This window comes from Pseudomonas sp. P108, from assembly GCF_032613195.1.
In the GTDB taxonomy this organism is placed as follows: domain Bacteria; phylum Pseudomonadota; class Gammaproteobacteria; order Pseudomonadales; family Pseudomonadaceae; genus Aquipseudomonas.
Window position 1 is genome coordinate 6,304,546 of the sequence record NZ_CP126691.1, and the last position, 25,742, is coordinate 6,330,287.

Sequence of the window (25,742 nt, forward strand, 5' to 3'; positions counted from 1 at the left end):
CGGTGAGGGCCGCGCCCGGCGTATCAGACGGCGAAGAGCAGGTACTCACGCTCCCAGGAACTGATCACGCGCTTGAAGTTTTCATGCTCGGCCCGTTTTACCGCGACGTAGCCAGTGATGAAGGTTTTGCCCAGGTACTTCTCGATGGTCGCGCTGTTTTCCATACGTTCCAGCGCGTCTTCGATGGTCAGCGGCAGGCGCAGGTTGCGGCGCTCATAACCACGGCCCACCACCGGCGCGCTCGGGTTGAGGCCTTCGACCATGCCGATGTAACCGCAGAGCAGGCTCGCGGCGATCGCCAGATACGGGTTGGCGTCGGCGCCCGGCAGGCGGTTCTCGACGCGACGGTTCTGCGGGCCGGCATCCGGTACGCGCAGGCCGACGGTGCGGTTTTCTTCGCCCCACTCGACGTTGACCGGTGCCGAGGTGTCCGGCAGGAAGCGGCGGAACGAGTTGACGTTCGGCGCGAACAACGGCAACAGCTCAGGAATCAGCTTCTGCAAACCACCGATGTGGTGCAGGAACAACTGGCTCATGGTCCCGTCTTCATTAGAGAAGACGTTTTTGCCGGTCTCGATGTCGATGATGCTCTGGTGCAAGTGCATCGCACTGCCCGGCTCACCGGTCATCGGCTTGGCCATAAAGGTCGCGGCCACGTCGTGCTTGAGCGCGGCTTCACGCATGGTGCGTTTGAACACCAGAATCTGGTCGGCCAGCGACAGTGCGTCGCCGTGACGGAAGTTGATTTCCATCTGCGCCGTGCCGTCTTCGTGGATCAGCGTGTCGAGGTCCAGTTCCTGCAGTTCGCACCAGTCGTAGACGTCTTCGAACAGCGGGTCGAATTCGTTCGCCGCTTCAATGGAGAACGACTGACGACCGATTTCCGGACGGCCCGAGCGACCAATCGGCGGCTGCAACGGATAGTCAGGGTCGTCGCTGCGCTTGGTCAGGTAGAACTCCATTTCCGGCGCCACGATTGGCTGCCAGCCCTTGTCGGCATAGAGCTTGAGAACTTTCTTGAGGACGTTGCGCGGCGACAGCTCGATCGGGTTGCCTTGCTTGTCGTAGGTGTCGTGGATCACCTGCGCGGTCGGCTCGATGGCCCACGGCACCATGTACACGGCGTTCTGGTCGGGGCGGCAGATCATGTCGATGTCGGCCGGGTCGAGCAGTTCGTAATAGATGTCGTCTTCGACGTAGTCGCCGGTCACGGTCTGCAACAGCACGCTTTCTGGCAGACGCATGCCTTTTTCGGCAATGAACTTGTTGGTCGGCGAAATCTTGCCCCGGGTGATACCGGTCAAGTCGGCGATCATGCATTCGACTTCTGTGATCTTGTGGTCTTTCAACCAATCGGTGAGCTGGTCGAGGTTGGTACTCATAAATGCCTCTGGGCTGAGTCTCCTGACATGATGTCAGGCAAAGTTTGACGCTTTGGGCGTCGCGTTAAAGGGGGCTTGCTCGCGCAGTGCCGGCTTACGCCTGGCACCGCGCATAGACAATGAAAGAAGAGCTTACCTGCCCTTTACGCTGGCGTTGCATTTCCTGTGCACACTCAAGGCGTGCAGAATCATGAGCACGGCTGGGGAAGCGGCACAGGCTTTGGAAATGAAAGCGATCTATAGTGGAAGGAGACGCCATAAACAGGATGCTTTCCCGTACGTCCAGAATATCGGACGCTGGCGCTTGAACGGCCATGGACGGGAACATCGTCGGCAACTTGTCAGCCATGCTGGCTGCGCTACGGACGGATTGGTCGCCACTGATGTGATGAGCATGCAGACCGTACTGTTGCGAGCAGTCGGTGATGCCGATTAACGGCAGGCGAGACATGAAGCACCCCGGTATTATTGCTGTTATGGGTTTGATCGGAGCTTAGCCTTGTTCATTTTTTTACACAACACCCCCGTAAAAAATACAACACGGCCTGCTCAAGCCCGCGGGTGCCCAGCGTCACAAGGACTAAAAACCGCCCCAAAGTGCCCCATAAATGCCCTTGCAGCGCTTTTTTAGGGCAAAAAAGGCCTCGCTTGACTTCGGCAGGCCGTTCGGGTTGACTGAAACCAGAAAAGATCAATGATTGATATTTTTAACAACAAAGGTGTTGCATCATGTCGGTACCCCCGCGTGCCGTTCAGCTTAACGAAGCGAACGCGTTCCTTAAGGAACATCCTGAGGTTCTGTACGTTGACCTTCTGATTGCGGATATGAATGGTGTGGTGCGCGGCAAGCGCATTGAACGCACCAGCCTCCACAAGGTTTACGAGAAAGGCATCAACCTGCCGGCCTCTCTATTTGCTCTGGATATCAATGGTTCGACGGTGGAAAGCACCGGCCTGGGCCTGGACATCGGCGACGCCGATCGTATCTGCTATCCAATCCCCGATACGCTGTGCAACGAGCCATGGCAGAAGCGCCCGACCGCGCAACTGTTGATGACCATGCACGAACTCGAGGGTGACCCATTCTTCGCCGATCCGCGCGAAGTGCTCCGTCAAGTTGTTGCAAAGTTTGACGAGCTGGGCCTGACCATCTGCGCCGCATTCGAACTCGAGTTCTACCTGATCGACCAGGAAAACGTGAACGGCCGTCCACAGCCGCCACGCTCGCCGATCTCCGGCAAACGTCCGCACTCGACGCAGGTCTACCTGATCGACGACCTCGACGAATACGTCGACTGCCTCCAGGACATTCTGGAAGGTGCCAAAGAGCAAGGCATCCCGGCCGACGCCATCGTCAAGGAAAGTGCCCCGGCGCAGTTCGAAGTGAACCTGCACCACGTCGCTGACCCGATCAAGGCATGCGATTACGCGGTACTGCTCAAGCGTCTGATCAAGAACATCGCCTACGACCATGAAATGGACACCACCTTCATGGCCAAGCCGTACCCGGGCCAGGCAGGTAATGGTCTGCACGTACACATTTCGATTCTGGATAAAGAAGGCAAAAACATTTTTGCCAGCGAGGATCCCGAGCAGAACGCCGCGCTGCGTCACGCGATCGGCGGTGTGCTCGAGACCCTGCCCGCGCAGATGGCTTTCCTCTGCCCGAACGTCAACTCCTACCGTCGTTTCGGCGCACAGTTCTACGTGCCGAACTCGCCGTGCTGGGGCCTGGACAACCGCACCGTGGCGATTCGCGTACCGACCGGCTCGTCCGATGCCGTGCGTATCGAACATCGCGTGGCCGGTGCCGACGCCAACCCGTACCTGCTGATGGCTTCGGTTCTGGCCGGCGTGCACCACGGTCTGACCAACAAGATCGAGCCGGGCGCGCCAGTCGAAGGCAACAGCTACGAGCAGAACGAGCAAAGCCTGCCGAACAACTTGCGCGATGCCCTGCGTGAGCTGGACGATAGCGAGGTGATGGCCAAGTACATCGATCCGAAGTACATCGATATCTTCGTCGCCTGCAAGGAAAGCGAGCTGGAGGAGTTCGAACACTCCATCTCCGACCTTGAGTACAACTGGTATCTGCATACCGTTTAAGCGGTTGTAGCTTCAGGAAAAACGCCGTTGGCTGATTCAGCCAACGGCGTTTTTTTATGGCCGCCTGCGGCGGTTCGCGAGCAGGCTCGCTCCTACAGGGGGCTGTGTGTACAAATGCTCAAGTTCACTGGAGATCAAATGTGGGAGCGAGCCTGCTCGCGAAGCGGTCGACAAGACAACACACAAGCCGGCTCGTACAATGCCCGCTGCCCCGCAGGAGACTTCCATGACGCGACCCGCCCCCGTCCGCAAACCCCGTGCCCGCAGTCAGGCGCGCATCGATTCGATACTCGACGCCGCGCGCACATTGCTGGCGGCCGAGGGTGTGGCGAGTCTGTCGATTTATAGCGTCGCCGAACGCGCGCAGATCCCGCCCTCTTCCGTGTACCACTTTTTCGCCAGCGTCCCGGCATTGCTCGAAGCGCTGACGGCGGATGTCCACGCCGCGTTTCGCGCTTGCCTGCAAGCGCCGATCGATCACGAAGCTTTGCGTGACTGGCGTGATCTGTCGCGACTGGTCGAACAACGGATGCTGGAGATCTACGACGAAGACGCGGCGGCGCGGCAGTTGATCCTCGCGCAGCATGGTCTGACCGAAGTGACTCAGGCTGACCGTCAGCACGACATAGAACTGGGCGATCTGATGCACAAGCTGTTCGATCATCACTTCGAATTGCCGAGGCTGCCGGAAGATGTCGATGTATTTGCCTTGGCGATGGAGTTGGGTGACCGTGTTTATGCGCGTTCGGTGCAGCAGCACGGGCAGATCACGCCGCGCATGGCCGAGGAAGGGATGCGCGTGTTTGATGCCTACATTGGGTTGTATCTGCCGCCGTATCTACCCAAAAGATCTCTGGTGATCTGACTGACCTATTCGCGAGCAGGCTCGCTCCCACATCTGGAATGCGATCCCCTGTGGGAGCGAGCCTGCTCGCGAAGGCCGCGCCGCAGTTTTCAGATCAGGCACAAAAAACCCCGCAGGGCTCACGCCCTCCGGGGTTGTTTTTTACTCACCGGCTTACAACTTGGCGATCGACACCTCGGTGGATTTCACAAAAGCGATCACTTCGCTGCCGACCACCAGTTCCAGCTCCTTGACCGAGCGGGTGGTGATCACCGAAGTGACGATGCCGGAAGCGGTCTGCACGTCGATTTCCGACAGCACGTCGCCGAGGACGATTTCCTTGATCGAGCCTTTGAACTGGTTACGGACGTTGATGGCTTTGATAGTCATGATATTTCTCCTGAGGTCGAAATAAGCGGCAAGTGGCAAGCTTCAAGCGGCAAGCAAAAGCACAGCGCTTCTACTTGTAGCTTGTAGCTTGAGGCTCGCAGCTGCTTCATTGCGCCCAACGCAGTTGCGTAGGCAGTGGTGAAACAGGTTCCGGCGCCGGCGGTTCGCCGGGCAGGGAGAGAACACGGTTAAGCACTTCGGTTTCCAGCGCTGCCAGTCGGTGCGAACCACGCACTCGTGGGCGCGGCAGTTCGACATGCAGATCGAGACCGACTTCGCCGTCCTCGATCAGAATCACCCGGTCGGCAATCGCCACCGCTTCACTGACGTCGTGGGTCACCAGCAGCACCGTAAAGCCGTGTTGCTGCCAGAGACGTTCGATCAGTTGCTGCATTTCAATGCGGGTCAGTGCGTCCAGTGCGCCGAGCGGTTCGTCGAGCAACAGCAGGCGCGGCTGATGGATCAGCGCCCGCGCCAATGCGACGCGCTGCTTCTGTCCGCCAGATAACGCTGCTGGCCATTCATTGGCGCGATCCGCCAGGCCAACCGCGTCCAGTGCTTCAAGAGCCTTCGGACGCCAGTTGCCTTTAAGCCCGAGACCGACGTTGTCGATGATCTTTTTCCACGGCAGCAGACGTGCTTCCTGGAACATCAGTCGGGTGTCTTCCCGCGCATCGCTGAGCGGCGCAGAACCGGCCAGCAAATCGCCGCCAGTCGGTTGATCGAGGCCGGCGAGCAAACGCAGCAAGGTACTTTTGCCGCAACCACTGCGCCCGACCACGGCGACAAACTGCCCCGCCGGAATGTGCAGATCGATGTCACGCAGCACCTGCCGCGCGCCGAAGGTTTTCTGCAGATTGCGCACCGCCAGCGGAATCCCGCGCAGCAAGCGTGGAGGTTGTTGAGCGGTCATGCCGCACCTCCTTTGGCAACCTGATACGCCGGATGCCAGCGCAGCCACACACGTTCAAGTCCACGGGCGGCGAGGTCGGCGAGTTTGCCCAGCACCGCGTAAAGCAGGATCGCCAGCACCACCACGTCGGTCTGCAAAAACTCCCGGGCGTTCATCGCCAGATAGCCGATGCCTGAGCTGGCGGAAATGGTTTCGGCGACGATCAGCGTCAGCCACATAAAGCCCAGGGCGAAGCGCACACCGACCAGAATCGAAGGCAGTGCACCCGGCAGAATCACCTGCCAGAACAAGCTGAAACCGGAGAGGCCATAACTGCGCGCCATCTCCACCAGCGCCGGGTCGACGTTGCGGATGCCGTGATAGGTATTCAGGTAAATCGGGAACAACGTACCCAGCGCCACCAGAAAGATCTTCGCCGACTCGTCGATGCCGAACCACAGGATCACCAGCGGAATCAGCGCCAGGTGCGGCACGTTGCGGATCATCTGCACCGAGCTGTCGAGCAGGCGTTCGCCCCACTTCGACAGGCCGGTGATGAAACCCAAGACCAGCCCGATGCTGCCGCCGATGGTGAAACCGAGCGCCGCGCGCCAGCCGCTGATGGCCAGGTGCGTCCAGATTTCGCCGCTGCGCACCAGGCTCACGCCGGCTTCGATCACCGCCACCGGTGCCGGCAGAATCCGTGTCGACAACCAACCCGCCGACACCGACAACTGCCACACCGCCAGCAGCAATACCGGCAACGCCCAGGGCGCGAGGCTGTGGATGATTTTCTTCATGGCGCGCCTCAGCTCTGCGACGCGGCTTTGGGAAGAATGTCGTTGGCGACCATCTCGCCGAACGGGCTGACGTAACCGGCGCTTTTCGGCAGTTCCGGGCGCTCGATATCGAGGTGCGGGAACAGCAATTCGGCGACGCGATACGACTCTTCGAGGTGTGGATAACCGGAGAAGATAAAGGTGTCGATGCCCAGATCCGCGTATTCCTTCACCCGTGCCGCGACGGTCGGCCCATCACCGACCAGCGCCGTACCGGCACCGCCGCGCACCAGACCGACACCGGCCCAGAGGTTCGGGCTGACTTCGAGGTTGTCGCGGCTACCGCCATGCAGCGCAGCCATGCGTTGTTGACCGACCGAATCGAAACGCGCCAGCGAAGCCTGGGCGCGAGCGATGGTGTCGTCGTCCAGGTGCGAGATCAAACGATCCGCCGCTTGCCACGCTTCAGCGTTGGTTTCGCGGACGATCACGTGCAGACGAATGCCGAAGCGCACGGTGCGGCCGAGCTTGGCGGCTTTGGCGCGGACTTGTGCAATCTTCTCGGCGACTGCTGCGGGCGGCTCGCCCCAGGTCAGGACCATTTCCACTTGTTCGGCAGCCAGATCTTGCGCCGCTTCCGAGGAACCACCGAAGTACAGCGGCGGACGCGGTTGCTGGATCGGCGGATAGAGCAACTTCGCGCCCTTCACGCTGATGTGCTGACCGTCGTAATCAACGGTTTCGCCTTCCAGCACACGACGCCAGATGCGGGTGAACTCCACCGAGGCTTGATAGCGTTCTTCGTGGCTGAGGAACAGACCGTCGCCAGCCAATTCTTCCGGGTCGCCACCGGTCACCAGATTGAACAACGCACGGCCGCCGGACAGACGATCAAGCGTGGCCGCCTGCCGCGCCGCCACCGTCGGGGAAATGATCCCGGGGCGCAGGGCGACGAGGAATTTCAGCCGCTGGGTCACCGGGATCAGCGACGCCGCCACCAGCCACGAGTCTTCGCAAGAGCGGCCGGTAGGAATCAACACGCCGCCGAAACCCAGACGATCCGCCGCTTGCGCGACCTGTTGCAGATAACCGTGGTCAACGGCGCGAGCGCCTTCGGCGGTGCCAAGGTAATGGCCGTCGCCGTGGGTAGGCAGGAACCAGAAAATATTGAGGCTCATGGAGTGGTCTCCTTGGGGATTCGAATTACTGCGCTTTAGCCACAGCGGCCGGTGGTGTCCAGATCACATCCTTGATGCTCAGCGGCTTGGGAATCAGCTTGAGCTGGAAGAACGTGTCCGCGATTTTCTGCTGCGCGGCGACCACTTCCGGGGTCAGGAACAGCGCGCCGTAGCCCTGGCGCTTGACCGAGGTCAGGGTGATGTCCGCCGGCAGGCCGAGCAGTGGTGCAACCTGTTGGGTCACGTCTTCAGGGTTGGCTTTCGACCACTCGCCAACGGCGCGCACTTCTTCCACGAGAGTCTTGATCACCTCGGGATTTTTCTGTGCGTAAGGCTTGGTCGCGAGATAGAACTGGTGGTTGTCGACGATGCCTTTGCCGTCGCGCAGGGTGTGCGCTTGCAGCTGTTTCTCGGCGGCAGCCTGGTACGGATCCCAGATGACCCAGGCGTCGACGCTGCCACGTTCGAACGCAGCGCGAGCATCGGCCGGCGGCAGGAATACGGTTTGAATGTCGCTGTATTTGAGGCCGGCGTCTTCCAGCGCACGCACCAGCAGGTAGTGAACGTTGGAGCCTTTGTTCAGGGCGACTTTCTTGCCCTTGAGATCAGCCACCGATTTGATCGGCGAGTCTTTCGGCACGAGGATCGCTTCGCTGTTCGGCGCTGGCGGTTCATAAGCGACATAAAGCAAATCGGCGCCGGCAGCCTGAGCAAAAACTGGCGGAGTTTCGCCGGTGACACCGAAGTCGATCGAGCCGACGTTCAGGCCTTCCAACAGTTGCGGGCCACCGGGGAACTCAGTCCATTGCACGTCGACGCCTTGAGCGGCCAGACGTTTTTCCAAAGTGCCCTTGGCTTTGAGCAGCACCAGCGTGCCGTATTTCTGATAACCGATCCGAAGGGTCTCGGCTTGAGCTTGAGTGATGGCGCCGAAGGTGACAGCCGCAGCAAACAGAGCGACCAGACCACGACGCAAAAATACAGTGCGCATAGCGCTCTCCTTTTTGCTGTTGGGTTTTGGCTGCACCTGCTTGGCCGTTAGCGGCGAAGTAAGGTGAGTTACATCAAATGCGGGTGTGGCTTAAATGCTCCAGCGAGCACTCAACAAACGTTCGTTCAACAGGCCCGGTTCCAGCGGTTTCGGCCGGCGGGCCATGGCGCCGACAAACTGATCCAGCGCTTCATGCAGACGCTGCTCCAGCGCTGGAGCCAGTTGCGCCGCCGCACTGCCTTCGCCGTAAGCGATCTGGCTGTCCTCGGCGAAAATCCCCTGAAGCATTTCCTGGGCTTTCAATGCCGACAGCACCGGCTTGAGGGCGTAATCGACCACCAGCATGTGGGCGATGCTGCCGCCAGTGGCCATCGGCAAGACAATCTTGTGGTTCAAGGCGCGCTCGGGCAGCAGATCCAGCAAGGTTTTCAGGGCGCCGGAGAACGACGCTTTGTAAACCGGTGTGGCGATCAGCAGGCCGTCGGCGTTTTCGATCTGTTGCAGCAGGTCGAGCACCTTCGGGCTGTCGAAGCGGGCGTGGAGCAAATCCTCGGCCGGGAAGTCCCGCACCTGATAACTCACCACTTCCACCCCTTGCGCCTGCAACCAGCGTTGCGAGCGTTCCAGCAGCACCCCGGAACGGGAGCGCAGGCTGGGACTGCCACCGAGTGAGACGACCAGCATTGAGACAATTCCTTAAGCGTTACAGGCGATTCGCGGGTTGCGATCTCGCTTCGATGGAGTGACCTTACCAGCTGATTTATATATCCATAAATCATATTTGTTCATTTGGTTATGCGTTTTGGAGATATGCATTTCAACAAACTGCGGGCAAAAAAAAGGCCGTCGAAACGGCCTGAAATCCCCTGCTTAGTGGTTCTGAATTCTGTGCTGCCCGGACTGACGCCTTCGCGAGCAGGCTCGCTCCCACAGGGAATCGCGTTTCAAATGTGGGAGCGAGCCTGCTCGCGAAAGGGTGGTGACTACACCGCAAATCTCACTTATTCGGCTGTGGCGTCAGGCGCAGGTACGGTTTCACCGCGCGATAGCCCTTCGGAAAGCGCTTTTTGATTTCGTCTTCATCCTTGAGCGACGGTACGATCACCACCTCTTCACCGTCCTGCCAGTTGGCCGGTGTAGCCACCTTGTAGTTGTCGGTGAGCTGCAGCGAATCGATCACCCGCAGAATCTCGTGGAAATTACGCCCGGTGCTCGCCGGATACGTGATGGTCAGACGAATCTTCTTGTTCGGATCGATCACGAACAGCGAACGCACGGTCAGCGTGTCGTTGGCATTCGGGTGGATCAGGTCATACAGATCCGAGACCTTGCGATCGGCATCGGCGAGGATCGGGAAGTTGACGATGGTGTTCTGGGTCTCGTTGATGTCTTCGATCCACTTGTGGTGCGAGTCCACCGGGTCGACCGACAGCGCGATGGCTTTGACCCCGCGTTTGCTGAACTCATCCTTGAGCTTGGCGGTGAAGCCCAGCTCAGTGGTGCACACCGGAGTAAAGTCCGCCGGGTGGGAGAACAGCACGCCCCAGCTATCGCCCAGCCATTCGTGGAAACGAATCTTGCCGGCGCTGGAATCCTGTTCGAAATCGGGGGCGATGTCGCCGAGTCTGAGGCTCATGGTGCTGCTCCTGATGAGTTGTTCGAGACCTCAACTGTAGCCCGGGTTTTGCCATCGTGAAAAAGAATAAATAATGAGATATCTAGATCATTAGTGAATATTAAACATCTGTTCACTGGACGCTCGACGGCATCCCGACGAATATCGGTCGCAAGGTTCGAGAAGGCCTTGAGTTGCTGTAAAGAGGGAAATTCGGGGAGGGCTTACGGGGGTGGGCCTGACTCGAAAACGCAAAAGCCCCGTCCGGCGCGATGCCGGACGGGGCTTTTTTTACATCAACGAATCGAAACGCGCTATTACAGCAGCGGGATCGAGTAGCTGAGGATCAGGCGGTTTTCGTCCTGGTCGCGAACGCCAGCGATGTTGGTACGCCAGGTAGCGTTTTTCCACATGAAGCCAACGTTTTTCAGCGGGCCTTCCGGTACCACGTAACCGATAGTCAGGTCACGTTCCCACTCGGAGTCGCCATTACCGTTTTCACGACCGCCGGAAGTAACGGTGTCGATGTTGTCGCCACGCAGGTAAACCATACCAGCGGTCAGGCCTGGTACGCCGACTTTGGCGAAGTCATACGAGTAGCGAGCTTGCCAGGTACGTTCGCCGGCACGGCCGAACTTCTGAATCTGCATGTCGGTGATGGTGTAGTTCGACGAGCCGTCACCCTGGTTCAGCCAAGGGAAGTCGCTGCTGCCGTTGGAAACCTGGTAGCCGCCACCGAAGGTGTGACCAGCAACGGTGTACAGGAACAGGCCACTGTACAGGTTGTTGTCGACTTTACCGCGACCGCTGGCAACACCGGAATAGTTACCGCTGCTGAAGTAAGCAGGGGTGTTGCCGTTGGCACCGTCGTCGGAGCTGTTGAAGTAACGGAAGTCAGACTTCAGCACGCCCGGGCCAATTGCCCAGTTGTGAACCAGACCCAGGAAGTGTTGCTTGTAGAAATCTTCCAGGTTGCCGTAGTAGTACTGCGCAGTCAGGTCTTTGGTGATTTTGTAGTCACCACCAGCGTAGATGAACTTGTTGCTGTTAACGGTACGCGGTGCCGCGCCGTTGATAGACAGCTGTTCATTGTTGCTGGAGTTACGGCCTTTGGCGTGCTCGATCTGACCACCGACCAGGGTCAGGTCCTTGATCTCGCCGGAAGTGATCTGGCCACCCTGCCAGGTCTGTGGCAGCAGACGACCGTCGTTGGTCACGATAACCGGGTTCTTCGGCTGCAGAGTACCCAGCTTCAGCTCAGTCTGGGAGATCTTGGCTTTGGCAGTCAGGCCCAGGCTTGAGAAGTTATCGACCGCTTGGCCATTGGATTCGCTTGGGAAAACAGTGCCGCCGTAAGCAGGACCAGGTTTGCCAGCAGCGGTAACGTTACCGTTGGTGCCGCCGCCCGAATCCAGACGTACGCCCAGCAGGCCGATGGCGTCGATACCAAAACCAACGGTGCCTTGGGTATAGCCGGAAATGAAACGCAGATCGAAGCCTTGGCCCCACTCTTCGTTGCGGCTTGGTTCGTTTGTGCCGCTACGGTTGTCAGTGTTGATGTAGAAGTTACGCAGCCCCAAAGTAGCTTTGCTGTCTTCGATGAAACCGGCGGCGCCTGCCTGCTGCGCCATAACCCCTACGGCCACAGCCAGGGCCAAGGTGGACTTGTTCATGTAAAGCTCCTCTCGTTTCTAATTCTTGTGTTCCTGGCCCTGGGTCTGATGCCCCGGGTCCTAAGATGCGCGATTAGCGCCAGACCGTGACTGACAAGTCAATCGTAACCTTGTATGTCTACGACCAAGGTCTAATCGCAGTGATTTGGTCCGTGCAGAGTAAAGATTTCCTGATAAACCCAAAAAGAATTTATTCATTCTTTTTCATATCATTTCGGAATATGGCCAGTATCTTGCCACCTCCGCCGGGAAACAGCGTATCGGCGACTAAGCTCATTCCTAAATGGTATTTGTTAGCCTTTTTTTATATCGATTAGCTTTGGCGTAACCCCAAATCGTCAAACCCTATCGAAAAGGCGACGCCATGATGGCCAAACGCGCACTATCTAGTCAATTTGTTACAGTTTGTGTGTCAGCACTGATTTCTTTTTCGGCCCATGCCGCCAACCTCACCGTGGGTTATCAAACCGGTATCGACCCGAGCAAAGTCCCCCAGGCTGACGGCGTCTACGAGAAGACCATCGGCGAAAAAATCGACTGGCGCCGTTTCAACAGCGGCCCGGAAGTTGTGACAGCCATTGCTTCGGGCGACGTGCAGATCGGCAACCTCGGTTCCAGCCCGTTGGCCGCCGCCGCTTCACGCAATCTGCCGATTGTGGCGTTCATCGTTTCAGCACAGATCAATGCCGCCGAAGCACTGGTGGTGCGTAATGGCAGCGGAATCAATACTCCGCAGGATCTGGTCGGCAAAACCATCGCCACTCCTTTTGTGTCCACCTCTCACTACAGCCTGCTCGGCGCACTCAAGCACTGGGGGCTGGATAGCTCGAAAGTCAAAGTGGTGAACCTGCAACCGGCAGAGATCGCAGCGGCGTGGAAGCGTGGCGATATCGATGGCGCGTTTGTCTGGTCGCCGGCGCTGGGGGAAATCCGCAAGACCGGCAAGACCCTGACCGATGCAGCACAGGTCGGTCAGTGGGGCGCGCCGACCTTTGAAGTCTGGGTGGCGCGCAAAGATTTTGCCGAGAAGCATCCAGAGGTTGTCGCGAAGTTCGCCAAGGTTACGCTGGACTCATTTGCCGATTATGCGGCGCATAAAGACAGCTGGACGGCCGACTCGGTGCCGGTACAGAAAATCGCCAAACTGACCGGTGCCAACGCCGCCGACGTGCCGGAATTGCTCGCGGGTTCAGCGTTCCCGGATGCCAAGGCGCAGCAAACCACGGCGCTGCTGGAGGGCGGCACGGCGAAGGCGATTGGCGAGACGGCGAAGTTTTTGAAGGAGCAAGGCAAGGTTGAAACGGTGCTGCCGGATTATTCGCCGTATGTCAGCGCGAAATTCATCACCCAGTAAAAAGCTTCGCGAGCAGGCTCGCTCCCACATGGGTTCATTGAACAAATGTGGGAGCGAGCCTGCTCGCGAATGGAACGCCTCGGTTACAGAGTCTTTTCGAAGATCTTCGAATTACGCTGATAGTTGTACAGCGACGCCCGCGCCGCCGGCAGACGCTCGACGCTGCTCGGCTCGAACCCACGCTCGCGGAACCAGTGCGCGGTGCGCGTGGTGAGGACGAACAAGGTCTTCAAACCCTGCGCCCGCGCTCGGGTTTCAATGCGTTCCAGCAACTCATCACCGCGACCGCCATGGCGGTACTCCGGGTTCACCGCCAGGCACGCCAGCTCACCGGCATCGGAATCGGCAATCTGATACAGCGCCGCACAGGCGATGATCATGCCTTCACGCTCGACCACGCTGAACTGTTCGATCTCGCGTTCCAGCACTTCGCGCGAACGACGCACCAGAATCCCCTGCTCTTCCAGCGGACTGATCAAGTCGAGCAAACCGCCGACGTCTTCAATCGCCGCCTCGCGCACCAGTTCGAATTGCTCCTGCGCCACAAGCGTACCGCCACCGTCACGGGTGAACAGCTCGGTCAGCAGCGCGCCGTCTTCGGCGTAACTGACGATATGGCTGCGCGCCACACCGCCACGGCAAGCTTCGGCGGCGGCATCGAGCAGTTCCGCCTGATAGTTGCTGCCCAGACGCTGCAAATGTGCCGGTACTTGTTGCGGACGCAGTTCGCGAACCAGTTTGCCGTTCTCGTCGATCAGGCCGAGGTCGGCGCCGAACAGCAGCAGTTTGTCTGCGCCGAGGTCGATGGCGGCGCGGGTGGCAACGTCTTCGCACGCCAGGTTGAAGATTTCACCGGTTGGCGAGTAGCCCAGCGGCGACAGCAGCACGATCGAGCGCTCATCGAGCAGACGGTTGATGCCCTTGCGGTCGACACGGCGCACTTCGCCGGTGTGGTGATAGTCGACGCCCTCGAGCACGCCGATCGGCCGCGCCGTGACGAGGTTGCCGCTGGCCACGCGCAAACGCGAACCCTGCATCGGCGACGAAGCCATGTCCATCGACAAACGCGCTTCGATGGCGATGCGCAATTGGCCGACCGCATCGATTACACATTCCAGGGTCGCGGCATCGGTGATGCGCATGCCGTGGTGGTAATGCGGGGTCAGGCCGCGGGCAGCGAGGCGGGTTTCGATTTGCGGGCGCGAGCCGTGCACCAGCACCAGGCGCACGCCGAGGCTGTGCAGCAGGACGATGTCGTGAACGATGTTGCCGAAATTCGGATGCTCAACGCCGTCGCCGGGCAGCATGACGACGAAGGTGCAGTCGCGGTGGGCATTGATGTAAGGAGACGCGTGGCGAAGCCAATTGACGTATTCGGGCATGAACCTGGGCCTGTAATAAATAGCAGCCTAAAAAGGGGCGAAACGGAAAACTCACAGCGGGCTGATGGTTATCGTCGGAACAGGCTTGGCGACACGCGCGCTCTCCTCATGAATACGGGTTGGATTCCCACTAATTTAACGACTTGCCCCTGTAGGAGCTGCCGCAGGCTGCGATCTTTTGATCTTCTGAAACAAAAGCAAAAGATCGCAGCCTTCGGCAGCTCCTACAAGGGATGCGTTCAATTCTTCAGGCAGTAATGTTCAATCAGTTGCCGTAATAGATGCACGGTAGGCTGCAAACGTGACATTTCAAGGTATTCGCCAGGCTGATGCGCGCAGGCGATATCGCCGGGGCCGAGCACGATGGTTTCGCAGCCAAGGCGCTGAAGATAAGGCGCTTCGGTGCCGAACGCTACTGCTTCGGCGCTATGACCTGTGAGCTTTTCGGCGATGCGCACCAGTTCGGCGTCTTCAGCCTGCTCGAATGGCGGCACTTCCGGGAACAGCGGTTTGTAATCGATCTTCACCTGATGGTGCTCGGCCACGGGGTTGAGCTTGCGCAGAATCTCCGCGCGCAGGACTTTCGGGTCCATGCCTGGCAGCGGTCGCAAATCGAACTCCAGCGAACACTGGCCACAAATACGATTGGGGTTGTCGCCGCCATGGATGCAACCGAAGTTCATCGTCGGCTGCGGCACGCTGAACTGCGGGTTGTTGAATTCACGTTGCCACAACAGGCGCAGGCCGCGCAGTTCGCCGATCGCATCGTGCATCGCTTCGAGGGCGCTGTGGCCCAGACGCGGATCCGACGAATGGCCGCTCTGCCCGAGGATGTCGATGCGCTCCATCATGATGCCTTTGTGCATGCGGATCGGCTTGAGCCCGGTCGGCTCGCCGATCACCGCTGCGCGGCCCAGCGGACGTCCGGCCTCGGCCAGCGCGCGGGCGCCGGACATCGAGCTTTCTTCATCGCAGGTGGCGAGGATCAGCAGTGGTTGCTTGAACGGCTGATCGAGCAGCGGCCGCACGGCTTCGATGATCAGCGCGAAGAAGCCCTTCATGTCGCAACTGCCCAGCCCGACCCAACGGCCATCGACCTCGGTGAGCTTCAGCGGATCGGTCTGCCACAACGCATCGTCGTACGGCACCGTGTCGCTGTGTCCGGCCAGCACCAGCCCGCCGGGACCGCTGCCGAAACTGGCGAGCAGGTTGAATTTGCCGGGGCTGACCTGCTGGATGTCGCAATTGAAACCCAGATCCCCCAGCCAACCGGCGAGCAAATCGATCACCGCGCGATTGGATTGATCGAGGTTCGGTTGGGTACAGCTGACCGATGGCGCGGCGATCAGCGCAGCGAACTGGTCTTGCATGGACGGCAAAGGCATCGCTGACTCCAACTCCCGATTTGAAGTCCATCATAGAGCCATCCGGCGTCAGGAATAAACCGCCGCAGGGCGTAGGACGAATCAGTCCTGTACACTGCACGGCCTTGGCAGCCACATATTCCCCGGCTGCGCTCCCGATCCTGGATTTTCCGGCCATGCAGAAAGAAACCGAAATCAAACTCCGCGTCAGCCGCGAAACCCTCGCCGCCCTGCGCGAGCACCCGTTACTGAAAAAACGCAACAAAAGTGGCTGGGAACGCCGTGAGTTGATGAACCAGTACTTCGACACCCCCGAGCGCGATCTGGCTCAGGCCAAAGTCGCCCTGCGCCTGCGCAAGGACGGTGACGAAGTGATTCAGACCCTCAAGACCCGTGGCCAGAGCGTCGCCGGTCTGTCCGAGCGTAATGAATACGACTGGAAATTGCCGAAAGCCAAGCTCGACGTGAAGAAACTCGACGGCGAATGCTGGCCCGAGTCGCTGGCCGAACTGGACAAGAAAACCCTCAAGCCAATCTTCACCACCGATTTCGTCCGTGAGCGCGCCGAAATCGCCTGGGGCCGTGGCAAGAGCAAAGTGGTCATCGAAGCCGCGCTGGATCTTGGTCACGTTGTCGTCGGCAAGCAGAAAGAAGAAATCTGCGAACTGGAACTGGAATTGCGCGAAGGCGAGCCTGCCGCGCTGCTGGAACTGGCCGCTGAACTGGCGGAAACCCTGGCGCTGATGCCGTGCGACATCAGCAAGGCTGAACGTGGCTATCGTCTGTACGACGCCAACAGTTACTCGCTGAGCCTGCCGGCGCCGGAGCTGACTGCGGAAACCCAACTCGACGACGCCTTCGCTGCGTTGAGCTGGCACTTGCTCGGCAGCAGCCAGCGTCTGGCCGAACAGTACCGTTTCAACGGTCACTGGCGCCTGTTGCTCGACTGGGTCGAGAACCTCGCGGAAATGCGCGCCCTGCTCAGCAGCCTCGGCCAGGCCGCGCCGCGTCAGTCGACCCACGACTTGCGCGTTGCTCTGGATGCGTTGCTGGAAGACTGGCGCCCGCTGGTGCAGGCCGGTATCGAAGACGAAGACGTGCGCAAAGCCGCGCCAGAGCAGTTCATCGAAGAACTCGAAGACCCGCGCTGGGGCTTGTTCTCGCTGAACACTTCGCGTTGGTTGCTGGCCCGCACCTGGACCGCCGAGCGCAACGTGCGTGGCAACCGTCAGGGTGGCGCGCAGTTGCACAGCTGGTTGCCGCGCACATTGGGCGAAGAAGCCACGGCCCTGCAGTTGCAGCGTTATCAGCAGCAGCCGGAAGATCTGGCTGAACAACTGCCGCGTATCGAGCGCATTCAGGTCTGGCTGCACCACGCACGCAATGTGCTGGAAATCCCGGAAATGGATCGCTTGTACGGCGAGCTGAACAAACTGGCGCAACTGGCCAACGAACCGACGATCACTGACGAACTGCTCGACGCACGCAAGCAGCAGGCGATTGCGGTTTACCAGAATCGCGCCTGGAAAATGCTGCTGCGCATGTAATACCGCTAAAAGATCGCAGCCTTCGGCAGCTCCTACAGGGTGTACACCCGCCCCATGTAAGAGCTGCCGCAGGCTGCGATCTTTTGCTTTATCGCAAGACAGGCAAACTGGTGGTGGACTTGATCTCCGACAGCGCCACAATCGAATTCACCTCCTGAATCCCCGGCACCAGCGACAGCTTCTCGAAGAAGAACCGCTCATACGCCTCAATGTCCGCCGCAACAATGCGCAGTAAAAAATCCACCGCGCCCATCAGCACATAACACTCCAGCACTTCCGGAAAGCCGCGAATCGCTTCGGTGAACTCGGTGAAGTTCGAACGCCCGTGCGCGTTGAGTTTGATCTCGGCAAAGATCTGCGTATTCAGGCCAATCTTCTTGCGATCGAGCAAAGTCACCTGGCCACGAATGATCCCCTCCTCCTTCATCCGCTGAATCCGCCGCCAGCACGGCGATTGCGACAGGCCGACCTGCTCGGCGATCTGCGCACTCGAGAGCGATGCGTCCTCTTGCAGCAGGGCGAGAATCTTGCGGTCGTAGCTGTCCAGTTCGCTGTGCATAAAAAAAGCTCAAATAACGCACTCTACGAATTGATCCAATCGATCAATCATCAATAACGCCGATCATAGCCAAGAAATACCCCGCACCGAATGTAAAAATTCCTCCAGAGATTTTGGAGACTCGTCATGCCGCACCTCGAAGCCGTAACCACCGCGCCAACCCGCGCCGATGTCTGGAACGTCAGTAACGCCCATTGCCTGGCGCAGTATCAGATTCTCGCCGAGGCTGAGCCGGACTTGCTGGTGCGGGTGCTCAACCTGTTCGCACTGCAATTCCTCACACCGGAACAAGTCAACGTGCAGCGCATGGATGACTTGATGTCGATCGACATTGTCATGGGCGGTTTCAGTTGGCATCGCGCGCAAGTGATCGCGGAAAAACTTCGTAACTTGATCAGCGTTTGCTCGGTGAACCTGCAAAACGCCGACAGCTTCTGGGATGCACCCGCGCAAGCCGCTGGCTGACAAATCCGGCAACGGCTTCGTCGGGTAGTGGCCCAACGGTCTGCGGGGCCACGACTATCCTTTTGCGCACTGTCGCTCAAAAGGAAGCCCGCATGTCCGTTCAACTCGCCACTCAGGACCGCTGGCTGGAACTCAACGAGGTGCTGCGTGAACTGGTCGCCCAAGGCTTTATCGGCCAGGACTCGGCGGAGCAGGCACTGAATGCCCGCCGTCGCCATGCAGCTCACGGCCAGATGCACCCGCTGGAATTCATCGCCAGTCAGCAACTCGATGACCTTAGCCGTCCAGGCAAACACCTCGACCTGGAAAGCCTGACCCTGTGGCTGGCGCAGCAGGCCGGTCAGCCGTATCTGCGCATCGATCCGTTGAAAATCAACGTCGCCGCGATCACGCCGTTGATGTCTTACGCCTTCGCACAACGGCACAAGATTCTCGCCGTAGCGGTCGACCGCGACTCGGTCACCGTGGCCAGTGCCCAGCCTTACGTCACCGGATGGGAAGCCGATCTCACCCACGTATTGAAACTGCCAATCAAGCGGGTGGTGGCCAACCCGGCGGATATCCAGCGCTTCAGCGTCGAGTTCTTCCGCCTGGCCAAATCGGTCAGCGGCGCCAGCAATGGCGATCAGCAGAGCGGTAACCTCGGCAACTTCGAACAACTGCTCAACCTCGGCGCCAGCGATCAGGAGCCGGACGCCAACGACGCGCACATCGTCAACATCGTCGACTGGCTGTTCCAGTACGCCTTCCAGCAGCGTGCCAGCGATATCCACATCGAGCCACGGCGTGAACAAGGCACCGTGCGCTTTCGCATCGACGGCGTGCTGCACAACGTCTATCAATTCCCGCCACAGGTGACCATGGCGATTGTCAGTCGCCTGAAAAGCCTCGGGCGGATGAACGTCGCCGAGAAGCGCAAACCCCAGGACGGCCGGGTCAAGACCAAGACCCCGGACGGCGGCGAAGTGGAGCTACGGCTTTCAACCCTGCCCACCGCGTTCGGCGAAAAAATGGTCATGCGGATTTTCGACCCTGAAGTGCTGCTCAAGGATTTCGATCAACTGGGCTTCAGCGCCGACGATCTGAGGCGTTGGCAGGACATGACCCGCCAGCCCAACGGCATCATTCTGGTCACCGGGCCGACCGGCTCGGGCAAGACCACCACGCTGTACACCACGCTGAAAAAACTGGCGACGCCTGAGGTCAACCTCTGCACCATCGAAGACCCGATCGAAATGGTCGAACCGGCGTTCAACCAGATGCAGGTGCAGCACAACATCGACCTGAGCTTCGCCGCCGGGGTGCGTGCACTGATGCGGCAGGACCCGGACATCATCATGATCGGTGAGATCCGCGACCTGGAAACCGCTGAAATGGCGATTCAGGCAGCGCTCACCGGGCACTTGGTGCTGTCGACCCTGCACACCAACGACGCCCCCAGCGCGATCAGCCGCCTGCTCGAACTCGGCGTGCCGCATTACTTGATCAAAGCCACCGTGCTCGGGGTCATGGCCCAGCGTTTGGTGCGCACCTTGTGTCCGCATTGCAAGGCGCCGCTGACCCTCGAGGACGAAGACTGGCAAACCCTGACCCGCCCGTGGCAGGCGCCGTTGCCGGGCAACGCGCAACGTGCCATTGGTTGCGTGGAATGCCGCGATACCGGCTATCGCGGCCGCGCCGGGGTCTACGAAATCATGCAACTGAGCGACAGCCTCAAAGCCTTTATCACCCCGGACACCGACCTCACCGCCATTCGGCGGCAGGCGTTCAAGGAAGGCATGCGCAGTTTGCGTTTGTCCGGCGCGCAGAAGGTTGCGGCAGGGCTGACCACAGTAGAGGAAGTGCTACGGGTGACGCCGCAGAGCGAGCAGAAATAAGTCACCATGGAACCGGATCGGGGAAATGGCGATCCAAGGCCCTAGTTAACCCCCAGGAGTCATCTCATCATGCGTCTCAAACTTGCTGTCGCCACTCTGGCCTTGCTGTCCCTTCCCGTTGGTTCGGCCATGGCGGACAGCTTTTGGCGTAACGTCATCTCGTCCGGTGCCACCACCGGTTCGACTTACCTGACCTTCAAGGATCACAAGCTGATCATCGCCGCACAGGACGATGCCGGCAGTTTCGTTGCCAGTGACGGCGGCATTCGCGGGCCGTATCTGGAAGCAGCGATGCAGAAGGTTCGCGCCGACAATCCGGGCCTGCAGGCGTCGGACATGGAACTGGCGAATGCGATTCTGGCGAAGAACGCCGTGGCTTCCGAGTAAGCCGTTCGCAGAAGCACAAATGCCGCTCATATGAGCGGCATTTTTTTGCCTGTCTTCTGAGCCCAGCACAAAACCCTGTGGGAGCGAGCTTGCTCGCGAAGGCAATTTCACATCCGAAATATGCGGCGACTGACACGCCGTCTTCGCGAGCAAGCTCGCTCCCACAAGGACTGCATACAGTCTGAATGTCAGCGGTAATCATCCACCGGGACACAGGCGCAGAACAGGTTGCGATCGCCATAGACATTGTCGACCCGATTCACCGCCGGCCAATACTTGTGCGCTTTGGTATGCGCATCCGGGGCAATGCCCTGCTCGATGCTGTAGGGCCGCTCCCAAACCCCGGTGACATCCGCCAGGGTATGCGGCGCGCGTTTCAGTGGGTTGTCCTCGGCCGGCCAGTTGCCGTTCTGCACTTCGGTGATTTCCGCGCGAATACTCAGCATTGCGCCGATAAATCGGTCCAGCTCAGCCTTGGACTCACTTTCGGTCGGCTCGACCATCAAGGTCCCCGGCACCGGGAAGGACATGGTCGGCGCATGGAAGCCGTAATCCATCAGACGCTTGGCGACGTCTTCCTCACTGATTCCGGTCTGCGCCTTCAAGGGCCGCAGATCGAGAATGCATTCGTGGGCCACGCGCCCATTGCGCCCGGTATACAACACCGGGAACGCGCCGGATAAATGCTGCGCCAGGTAATTCGCCGCCAGGATCGCCACTTCACTGGCGTCCGCCAATTGCGGCCCCATCATGGCGATGTACATCCAGCTGATCGGCAAAATACTTGCGCTGCCCCATGGCGCCGCGCTGACGGCGCCGTTCTGCGCCAACGGCCCATCGATTGGCACCACCGGATGATTGGCGACGAACGGCGCCAGGTGCGCGCGAATGCCGATCGGCCCCATGCCCGGGCCGCCACCGCCGTGGGGGATGCAAAAGGTCTTGTGCAAATTCATGTGCGACACGTCGGCGCCGATGTCCGCCGGCCGCGCCAGCCCGACCTGCGCATTGAGGTTGGCGCCGTCCATGTACACCTGACCGCCATGCTTGTGGATAACCTCGCAGATCTCGCTGATGCCCTCCTCGTACACACCATGGGTCGACGGATAGGTCGCCATCAGGCACGACAACTTATCCCCAGCCTCGGCGGCTTTCGACTTCAAATCTTCCAGATCGACGTTGCCGGCCTCGTCGCACTCGACGATCACCACACGCATCCCGGCCATTTGCGCTGAGGCCGGGTTGGTACCGTGAGCCGAGGACGGAATCAGGCAGATATCCCGCGCGCCCTGCTGTCGGCTCTCATGATATTTGCGGATCGCCAGCAGCCCGGCGTATTCGCCCTGGGCGCCGGAGTTGGGCTGCATGCAGATCGCATCGAACCCGGTGATTGCGCAGAGCCAGCGCTCCAGTTCTTCGATCATCAAGGTGTAACCAACTGCCTGCTCACGCGGCACGAACGGATGCAGGTTGGCGAATTGCGGCCAGGTGATCGGGATCATTTCGCTGGTGGCGTTGAGTTTCATCGTGCACGAGCCCAATGGGATCATCGACTGGTTAAGCGCGAGATCCTTGTTCTCCAGTTGTTTGAGATAGCGCAGCATCTCGGTTTCGCTGTGATGAGCGTTGAATACCGGATGGCGCAGATAAGGCGTCTTGCGCTGAAGGTTGTCGGGGATGCCGGAAACCAGTACTTCGGCGTCGAGATCGTCGACGTTCAGCCCGTGATCGGCACCGAGCAGTACATCGAACAGTTTCGCCACGGTGCGTTCATCGCAGGTCTCATCGAGACTCAGCCCGACCCGCCCACGCCCGAGAATCCTCAGGTTGATCTGTGCAGCCTGGGCGCTCTCGATAATCGCGGTTTGCGCACCGCCGACGTCCAGCGTCAGCGTGTCGAAGAACTGCGTATTGACCCGGCTGATGCCTTTGCGCTCAAGCCCCGCCGCCAGAATGCAGGTCAACCGGTGCACACGCTGGGCGATGCGTTTCAAGCCTTCCGGGCCGTGATAGACCGCGTAGAAACTGGCGATGTTGGCCAGCAGGACTTGTGCGGTGCAGATGTTCGAATTGGCCTTCTCACGACGAATATGTTGCTCACGGGTTTGCAGGGCCATGCGCAGCGCCACGTTGCCCCGGGCGTCCTTCGACACACCGATGATCCGCCCCGGAATCGCCCGTTTGTATTCCTCCCGACTGGCAAAGAACGCCGCGTGCGGCCCGCCATAACCCATCGGCACGCCAAAACGCTGAGAGGAACCGAACACCACATCGGCGCCCAACTCCCCCGGCGGTGTCAGCAATAGCAAGCTCAATAAATCGGTAGCGACACAAGCCAATGCCTGTTGCGCATGCAAGTGATCGATCAGTGGACGCAGATCGCAAACCTCGCCATGGGTGTCCGGATACTGCAGCAGTGCGCCGAACACCTGATGCTGTTTCAGGTTATCCACAGCGTCGATGATCAGCTCGAAGCCGAAGCCTTCGGCGCGGGTCTGCACCACGGAAATGGTTTGCGGGTGGCAGTTCTCATCGACGAAAAACAGATTGCTCTTCGACTTCGCCACACGCTTGGCCAAAGCCATGGCTTCCGCCGCCGCCGTGGCTTCATCGAGCAGCGAGGCGTTGGCCAATTCGAGGCCGGTGAGGTCGATGGTCAACTGCTGGAAATTCAGCAGCGCTTCGAGCCGGCCTTGAGCGATCTCCGGTTGATAGGGCGTGTACGCGGTGTACCAGCCGGGATTTTCCAGCACGTTGCGCAGGATGACGGTCGGCGTGAGGGTGCCGTGGTAACCCATGCCGATCAGACTGGTCCAGACCTGGTTCTGCTCGGCGTAACCGCGCAGTTTGGCCAGCGCGGCCTGTTCATCGAGGGCGGGCGGCAGATCCAGTGCGCGATTGAAGCGAATGCCCGGCGGCACGGTCTGCTCGATCAGTTCGACCCGGCTGCCGAGGCCGAGGCTGTCGAGCATCGCCTGTTGTTCGGCAGCATCGGGGCCGAGGTGACGGCGCAGGAAGGCATCGGGATCGCGTAACTGGCTCAGGGACGGCAACTGGGACATGACGGGCTCTCTCTTGGCTGGCGCTCAGCGTCAATGCAACACGGTCAAACCAGCATAGCAGCCGATGTGGCAACCCATTTTCAGTGCACCGCGTACCTCTGTAGGAGTGAGCCTGCTCGCGATAGCGTTCCTTCAGACGCCTTAAGGCTGACTGACACACCGCTATCGCGAGCAGGCTCACTCCTACAGGGGATTGCATCGTGCATGAAAAAGCCCCGACGAGTCGGGGCTTTGGGGTGTTGCTTAAAGCTTACTCGCCGATGGCAGCCTTATAAGCAGCAGCATCCAGCAGCTTGTCCAGCTCAGCCTTGTCGCTTGGCTTGAGCTTGAAGATCCACGCACCGTACGGATCGGAGTTCAGCAGCTCCGGCGAGCCGCCCAGCTCTTCGTTGATTGCGATGACTTCACCGCTGATCGGCGAATAGATGTCGGAAGCAGCTTTCACCGATTCAACGACGCCAGCCTGATCTTCAGCGGCGAACACCTTGCCCACTTCGGTCAGCTCGACGAACACCACATCGCCCAGCGCTTCCTGCGCGTGATCACTGATGCCCACGGTGACGGTGCCGTCAGCTTCCAGACGTGCCCATTCATGACTTTCGGCAAAACGCAGTTCAGCGGGGATATTGCTCATCTTCGGTGTCCTCGGAATTGGGTCAGCGGTCATGCCCGCCGGAAAAAGGTTAGATCAAAGTTTTGCCATGGCGTACGAAGGTCGGTTTGACCACTCGTACCGGGTACCACTTGCCACGGATTTCCACTTCGGCGCGGTCGGCGGTGGCCATCGGAACACGCGCCAGGGCAATCGATTTGCTTAGCGTAGGAGAGAAACTACCACTGGTGATCTCCCCTTCGCCAACATCGGCGATACGAACCACTTGATGAGCACGCAAAACACCGCGCTCTTCCAGCACCAGGCCGACCAGTTTGTGTGCAACACCGGCGGCTTTTTCCGCTTCCAGCGCGGCGCGGCCGATGAACTGGCGCGAGGCCGGCTCCCAGGCAATGCTCCAGGCCATGTTCGAAGCCAATGGCGAAACGTCCTGATGAATGTCCTGACCGTAGAGGTTCATTCCGGCTTCAACGCGCAGAGTGTCGCGGGCGCCGAGGCCGATCGGGGAAATGCCGGCGCCGACCAGATCGTTGAAGAACCCCGGCGCCTGACTGGCCGGCAGGCAGATTTCCAGACCATCTTCACCGGTATAACCGGTACGGGCGATAAACCAGTCACCGTCGGTGTAGCCTTCGAAGGGCTTGAGGTGCTGGATCAGCGTAGCGCGCGACTGGGTCACCAGTTCGGCAATCTTGTGCCGGGCCTGCGGGCCTTGTATGGCGAGCATCGCCAGCTCGGTGCGCTCCTGCAGTTGCACGTCGTAATCGCCGCGCTGCGCGTTCATCCAGGCCAGATCCTGATCGCGGGTGGACGCGTTGAACACCAGACGATAAGCGTCATCGAGGCGGTAGACGATCATGTCGTCGACGATGCCGCCGCGCTCATTGAGCATGGTGCTGTACAACGCACGGCCGGGGCGGTGCAGGCGGTCGACGTCATTGGCCAGCAAATGCTGCAGCCAGGCTTTGGCCTGGGGGCCGGTGACATCGATCACGGTCATGTGGGATACATCGAACACCCCGCAATCGCGGCGCACTTCGTGGTGCTCCTCGACCTGCGAGCCGTAATGCAGGGGCATGTCCCAACCGCCAAAATCGACCATCTTCGCGCCGAGGGCGAGATGCAGGTCATACAGAGGCGTACGCTGTCCCATGGGTTTCTCCTTCCGGGCGTGGCGAAGGTGCGGACAGTCGCTGCACAGCGTGAAAGCCTTGTAATAGAAGGCCTTCAGCCAATTTCAGCGAAAAGATCTGTCAGACGAACCGCACCGAATGCCGCGCAT

Annotated in this window: 23 protein-coding genes; 7 read left to right on the plus strand and 16 right to left on the minus strand. The window is 59.7% G+C overall.

Annotation, left to right across the window (positions count from 1 at the left end; translation table 11 throughout):
* Nucleotides 1-23 precede the first annotated feature (23 nt).
* Complete coding sequence (locus QOM10_RS27985) at nucleotides 24-1,382, minus strand: glutamine synthetase family protein (RefSeq protein WP_126367462.1); 1,359 nt, start codon at nucleotides 1,380-1,382, stop codon at nucleotides 24-26.
* Between the two features lie 94 nt (nucleotides 1,383-1,476).
* On the minus strand, nucleotides 1,477-1,833 hold the full coding sequence (locus QOM10_RS27990) for a glutamine amidotransferase (protein WP_316917292.1): 357 nt from the start codon (nucleotides 1,831-1,833) through the stop codon (nucleotides 1,477-1,479).
* A 278-nt stretch (nucleotides 1,834-2,111) separates the two neighbouring features.
* Here QOM10_RS27990 and QOM10_RS27995 point away from each other — a divergent pair, with 278 nt between their 5' ends.
* Together QOM10_RS27995 and QOM10_RS28000 are read left to right on the plus strand one after the other, a co-directional pair.
* Nucleotides 2,112-3,488 (plus strand): glutamine synthetase family protein, encoded by a 1,377-nt coding sequence (locus tag QOM10_RS27995; RefSeq protein ID WP_007913842.1) that lies wholly within the window; start codon nucleotides 2,112-2,114, stop codon nucleotides 3,486-3,488.
* Nucleotides 3,489-3,714: 226 nt separating this feature from the next.
* A complete protein-coding gene (locus QOM10_RS28000) occupies nucleotides 3,715-4,353 on the plus strand; it encodes a TetR/AcrR family transcriptional regulator (RefSeq protein WP_102901388.1) in 639 nt (212 codons plus the stop codon).
* A 153-nt stretch (nucleotides 4,354-4,506) separates the two neighbouring features.
* Here the strand turns inward: QOM10_RS28000 and QOM10_RS28005 are convergent, their stop codons facing one another.
* The 8 genes from QOM10_RS28005 to QOM10_RS28040 all read right to left on the minus strand — a co-directional run bounded on the left by QOM10_RS28005 (nucleotide 4,507) and on the right by QOM10_RS28040 (nucleotide 11,850).
* Entirely contained in the window at nucleotides 4,507-4,722 is a 216-nt protein-coding gene (locus QOM10_RS28005; RefSeq protein WP_003229256.1) for a molybdopterin-binding protein, read from the minus strand.
* A 106-nt stretch (nucleotides 4,723-4,828) separates the two neighbouring features.
* The gene (gene ssuB, locus QOM10_RS28010) at nucleotides 4,829-5,635 is read right to left on the minus strand and encodes an aliphatic sulfonates ABC transporter ATP-binding protein (RefSeq protein WP_007913838.1); all 807 of its coding nucleotides are present in this window, start codon (nucleotides 5,633-5,635) and stop codon (nucleotides 4,829-4,831) included.
* Nucleotides 5,632-6,414, minus strand: coding sequence for an aliphatic sulfonate ABC transporter permease SsuC (gene ssuC / locus QOM10_RS28015; RefSeq protein WP_003229260.1), 783 nt, complete (start codon nucleotides 6,412-6,414; stop codon nucleotides 5,632-5,634). Before ssuC ends, ssuB begins: the two co-directional genes overlap by 4 nt.
* 8 nt (nucleotides 6,415-6,422) lie before the next feature.
* Complete coding sequence (gene ssuD, locus QOM10_RS28020; protein ID WP_018928626.1) at nucleotides 6,423-7,571, minus strand: FMNH2-dependent alkanesulfonate monooxygenase; 1,149 nt, start codon at nucleotides 7,569-7,571, stop codon at nucleotides 6,423-6,425.
* 25 nt (nucleotides 7,572-7,596) lie between these two features.
* The gene (locus QOM10_RS28025) at nucleotides 7,597-8,562 is read right to left on the minus strand and encodes a sulfonate ABC transporter substrate-binding protein (RefSeq protein WP_007913834.1); all 966 of its coding nucleotides are present in this window, start codon (nucleotides 8,560-8,562) and stop codon (nucleotides 7,597-7,599) included.
* 90 nt (nucleotides 8,563-8,652) lie between these two features.
* Entirely contained in the window at nucleotides 8,653-9,246 is a 594-nt protein-coding gene (gene ssuE, locus QOM10_RS28030) for an NADPH-dependent FMN reductase (RefSeq protein WP_007913832.1), read from the minus strand.
* Between the two features lie 313 nt (nucleotides 9,247-9,559).
* Nucleotides 9,560-10,198: a peroxiredoxin gene (locus QOM10_RS28035; RefSeq protein ID WP_122604481.1), complete on the minus strand. Its 639-nt coding sequence runs from the start codon at nucleotides 10,196-10,198 to the stop codon at nucleotides 9,560-9,562.
* A gap of 296 nt (nucleotides 10,199-10,494) precedes the next feature.
* Nucleotides 10,495-11,850, minus strand: coding sequence for an OprD family porin (locus QOM10_RS28040; RefSeq protein ID WP_127930165.1), 1,356 nt, complete (start codon nucleotides 11,848-11,850; stop codon nucleotides 10,495-10,497).
* 364 nt (nucleotides 11,851-12,214) lie between these two features.
* Between QOM10_RS28040 and tauA the strand changes: the two genes are divergently transcribed.
* The gene (gene tauA / locus QOM10_RS28045; RefSeq protein ID WP_410479192.1) at nucleotides 12,215-13,204 is read left to right on the plus strand and encodes a taurine ABC transporter substrate-binding protein; all 990 of its coding nucleotides are present in this window, start codon (nucleotides 12,215-12,217) and stop codon (nucleotides 13,202-13,204) included.
* Nucleotides 13,205-13,287: 83 nt separating this feature from the next.
* Here tauA and argA read toward each other — a convergent pair whose 3' ends face one another.
* A complete protein-coding gene (gene argA / locus QOM10_RS28050; RefSeq protein WP_064389470.1) occupies nucleotides 13,288-14,586 on the minus strand; it encodes an amino-acid N-acetyltransferase in 1,299 nt (432 codons plus the stop codon).
* Nucleotides 14,587-14,825: 239 nt separating this feature from the next.
* Nucleotides 14,826-15,971, minus strand: a complete 1,146-nt coding sequence (argE, locus tag QOM10_RS28055; protein ID WP_316917293.1) for an acetylornithine deacetylase — start codon at nucleotides 15,969-15,971, stop codon at nucleotides 14,826-14,828.
* 155 nt (nucleotides 15,972-16,126) lie between these two features.
* Here argE and QOM10_RS28060 point away from each other — a divergent pair, with 155 nt between their 5' ends.
* On the plus strand, nucleotides 16,127-17,497 hold the full coding sequence (locus tag QOM10_RS28060; RefSeq protein ID WP_102901393.1) for an inorganic triphosphatase: 1,371 nt from the start codon (nucleotides 16,127-16,129) through the stop codon (nucleotides 17,495-17,497).
* Between the two features lie 88 nt (nucleotides 17,498-17,585).
* Here the strand turns inward: QOM10_RS28060 and QOM10_RS28065 are convergent, their stop codons facing one another.
* Nucleotides 17,586-18,056, minus strand: a complete 471-nt coding sequence (locus QOM10_RS28065; RefSeq protein ID WP_007913818.1) for an Lrp/AsnC family transcriptional regulator — start codon at nucleotides 18,054-18,056, stop codon at nucleotides 17,586-17,588.
* Between the two features lie 126 nt (nucleotides 18,057-18,182).
* Between QOM10_RS28065 and QOM10_RS28070 the strand changes: the two genes are divergently transcribed.
* The 3 genes from QOM10_RS28070 to QOM10_RS28080 all read left to right on the plus strand — a co-directional run bounded on the left by QOM10_RS28070 (nucleotide 18,183) and on the right by QOM10_RS28080 (nucleotide 20,785).
* A complete protein-coding gene (locus QOM10_RS28070) occupies nucleotides 18,183-18,521 on the plus strand; it encodes a hypothetical protein (protein ID WP_150793162.1) in 339 nt (112 codons plus the stop codon).
* Between the two features lie 92 nt (nucleotides 18,522-18,613).
* The gene (locus QOM10_RS28075; protein ID WP_095119877.1) at nucleotides 18,614-20,398 is read left to right on the plus strand and encodes a GspE/PulE family protein; all 1,785 of its coding nucleotides are present in this window, start codon (nucleotides 18,614-18,616) and stop codon (nucleotides 20,396-20,398) included.
* Nucleotides 20,399-20,464: 66 nt separating this feature from the next.
* Nucleotides 20,465-20,785, plus strand: coding sequence for a DUF2388 domain-containing protein (locus tag QOM10_RS28080; RefSeq protein WP_174245147.1), 321 nt, complete (start codon nucleotides 20,465-20,467; stop codon nucleotides 20,783-20,785).
* A gap of 188 nt (nucleotides 20,786-20,973) precedes the next feature.
* Here QOM10_RS28080 and gcvP read toward each other — a convergent pair whose 3' ends face one another.
* From gcvP to gcvT, 3 genes are all read right to left on the minus strand, one after another.
* Nucleotides 20,974-23,847, minus strand: a complete 2,874-nt coding sequence (gene gcvP / locus QOM10_RS28085; RefSeq protein ID WP_316917294.1) for an aminomethyl-transferring glycine dehydrogenase — start codon at nucleotides 23,845-23,847, stop codon at nucleotides 20,974-20,976.
* A gap of 250 nt (nucleotides 23,848-24,097) precedes the next feature.
* The gene (gene gcvH, locus QOM10_RS28090) at nucleotides 24,098-24,481 is read right to left on the minus strand and encodes a glycine cleavage system protein GcvH (protein ID WP_122596654.1); all 384 of its coding nucleotides are present in this window, start codon (nucleotides 24,479-24,481) and stop codon (nucleotides 24,098-24,100) included.
* 49 nt (nucleotides 24,482-24,530) lie between these two features.
* Nucleotides 24,531-25,613 (minus strand): glycine cleavage system aminomethyltransferase GcvT, encoded by a 1,083-nt coding sequence (gene gcvT, locus QOM10_RS28095; RefSeq protein WP_316917295.1) that lies wholly within the window; start codon nucleotides 25,611-25,613, stop codon nucleotides 24,531-24,533.
* Nucleotides 25,614-25,742 lie beyond the last annotated feature (129 nt).

What these genes read in the sequence shown, in the direction of transcription:
- ssuC (WP_003229260.1), bottom strand. Translation starts at nt 6,414, where the DNA reads ATGAAGAAAATCATCCACAGCCTCGCGCCCTGGGCGTTGCCGGTATTG.
- gcvP (WP_316917294.1), bottom strand. Translation starts at nt 23,847, where the DNA reads ATGTCCCAGTTGCCGTCCCTGAGCCAGTTACGCGATCCCGATGCCTTC.
- gcvH (WP_122596654.1), bottom strand. Translation starts at nt 24,481, where the DNA reads ATGAGCAATATCCCCGCTGAACTGCGTTTTGCCGAAAGTCATGAATGG.
- QOM10_RS28060 (WP_102901393.1), top strand. Translation starts at nt 16,127, where the DNA reads ATGCAGAAAGAAACCGAAATCAAACTCCGCGTCAGCCGCGAAACCCTC.
- QOM10_RS28000 (WP_102901388.1), top strand. Translation starts at nt 3,715, where the DNA reads ATGACGCGACCCGCCCCCGTCCGCAAACCCCGTGCCCGCAGTCAGGCG.
- ssuB (WP_007913838.1), bottom strand. Translation starts at nt 5,635, where the DNA reads ATGACCGCTCAACAACCTCCACGCTTGCTGCGCGGGATTCCGCTGGCG.
- QOM10_RS27985 (WP_126367462.1), bottom strand. Translation starts at nt 1,382, where the DNA reads ATGAGTACCAACCTCGACCAGCTCACCGATTGGTTGAAAGACCACAAG.
- QOM10_RS28065 (WP_007913818.1), bottom strand. Translation starts at nt 18,056, where the DNA reads ATGCACAGCGAACTGGACAGCTACGACCGCAAGATTCTCGCCCTGCTG.
- QOM10_RS28025 (WP_007913834.1), bottom strand. Translation starts at nt 8,562, where the DNA reads ATGCGCACTGTATTTTTGCGTCGTGGTCTGGTCGCTCTGTTTGCTGCG.
- argE (WP_316917293.1), bottom strand. Translation starts at nt 15,971, where the DNA reads ATGCCTTTGCCGTCCATGCAAGACCAGTTCGCTGCGCTGATCGCCGCG.
- QOM10_RS28005 (WP_003229256.1), bottom strand. Translation starts at nt 4,722, where the DNA reads ATGACTATCAAAGCCATCAACGTCCGTAACCAGTTCAAAGGCTCGATC.
- QOM10_RS27995 (WP_007913842.1), top strand. Translation starts at nt 2,112, where the DNA reads ATGTCGGTACCCCCGCGTGCCGTTCAGCTTAACGAAGCGAACGCGTTC.
- QOM10_RS28070 (WP_150793162.1), top strand. Translation starts at nt 18,183, where the DNA reads ATGCCGCACCTCGAAGCCGTAACCACCGCGCCAACCCGCGCCGATGTC.
- tauA (WP_410479192.1), top strand. Translation starts at nt 12,215, where the DNA reads ATGATGGCCAAACGCGCACTATCTAGTCAATTTGTTACAGTTTGTGTG.
- gcvT (WP_316917295.1), bottom strand. Translation starts at nt 25,613, where the DNA reads ATGGGACAGCGTACGCCTCTGTATGACCTGCATCTCGCCCTCGGCGCG.
- argA (WP_064389470.1), bottom strand. Translation starts at nt 14,586, where the DNA reads ATGCCCGAATACGTCAATTGGCTTCGCCACGCGTCTCCTTACATCAAT.
- QOM10_RS28075 (WP_095119877.1), top strand. Translation starts at nt 18,614, where the DNA reads ATGTCCGTTCAACTCGCCACTCAGGACCGCTGGCTGGAACTCAACGAG.
- ssuD (WP_018928626.1), bottom strand. Translation starts at nt 7,571, where the DNA reads ATGAGCCTCAATATTTTCTGGTTCCTGCCTACCCACGGCGACGGCCAT.
- QOM10_RS28040 (WP_127930165.1), bottom strand. Translation starts at nt 11,850, where the DNA reads ATGAACAAGTCCACCTTGGCCCTGGCTGTGGCCGTAGGGGTTATGGCG.
- ssuE (WP_007913832.1), bottom strand. Translation starts at nt 9,246, where the DNA reads ATGCTGGTCGTCTCACTCGGTGGCAGTCCCAGCCTGCGCTCCCGTTCC.
- QOM10_RS27990 (WP_316917292.1), bottom strand. Translation starts at nt 1,833, where the DNA reads ATGTCTCGCCTGCCGTTAATCGGCATCACCGACTGCTCGCAACAGTAC.
- QOM10_RS28035 (WP_122604481.1), bottom strand. Translation starts at nt 10,198, where the DNA reads ATGAGCCTCAGACTCGGCGACATCGCCCCCGATTTCGAACAGGATTCC.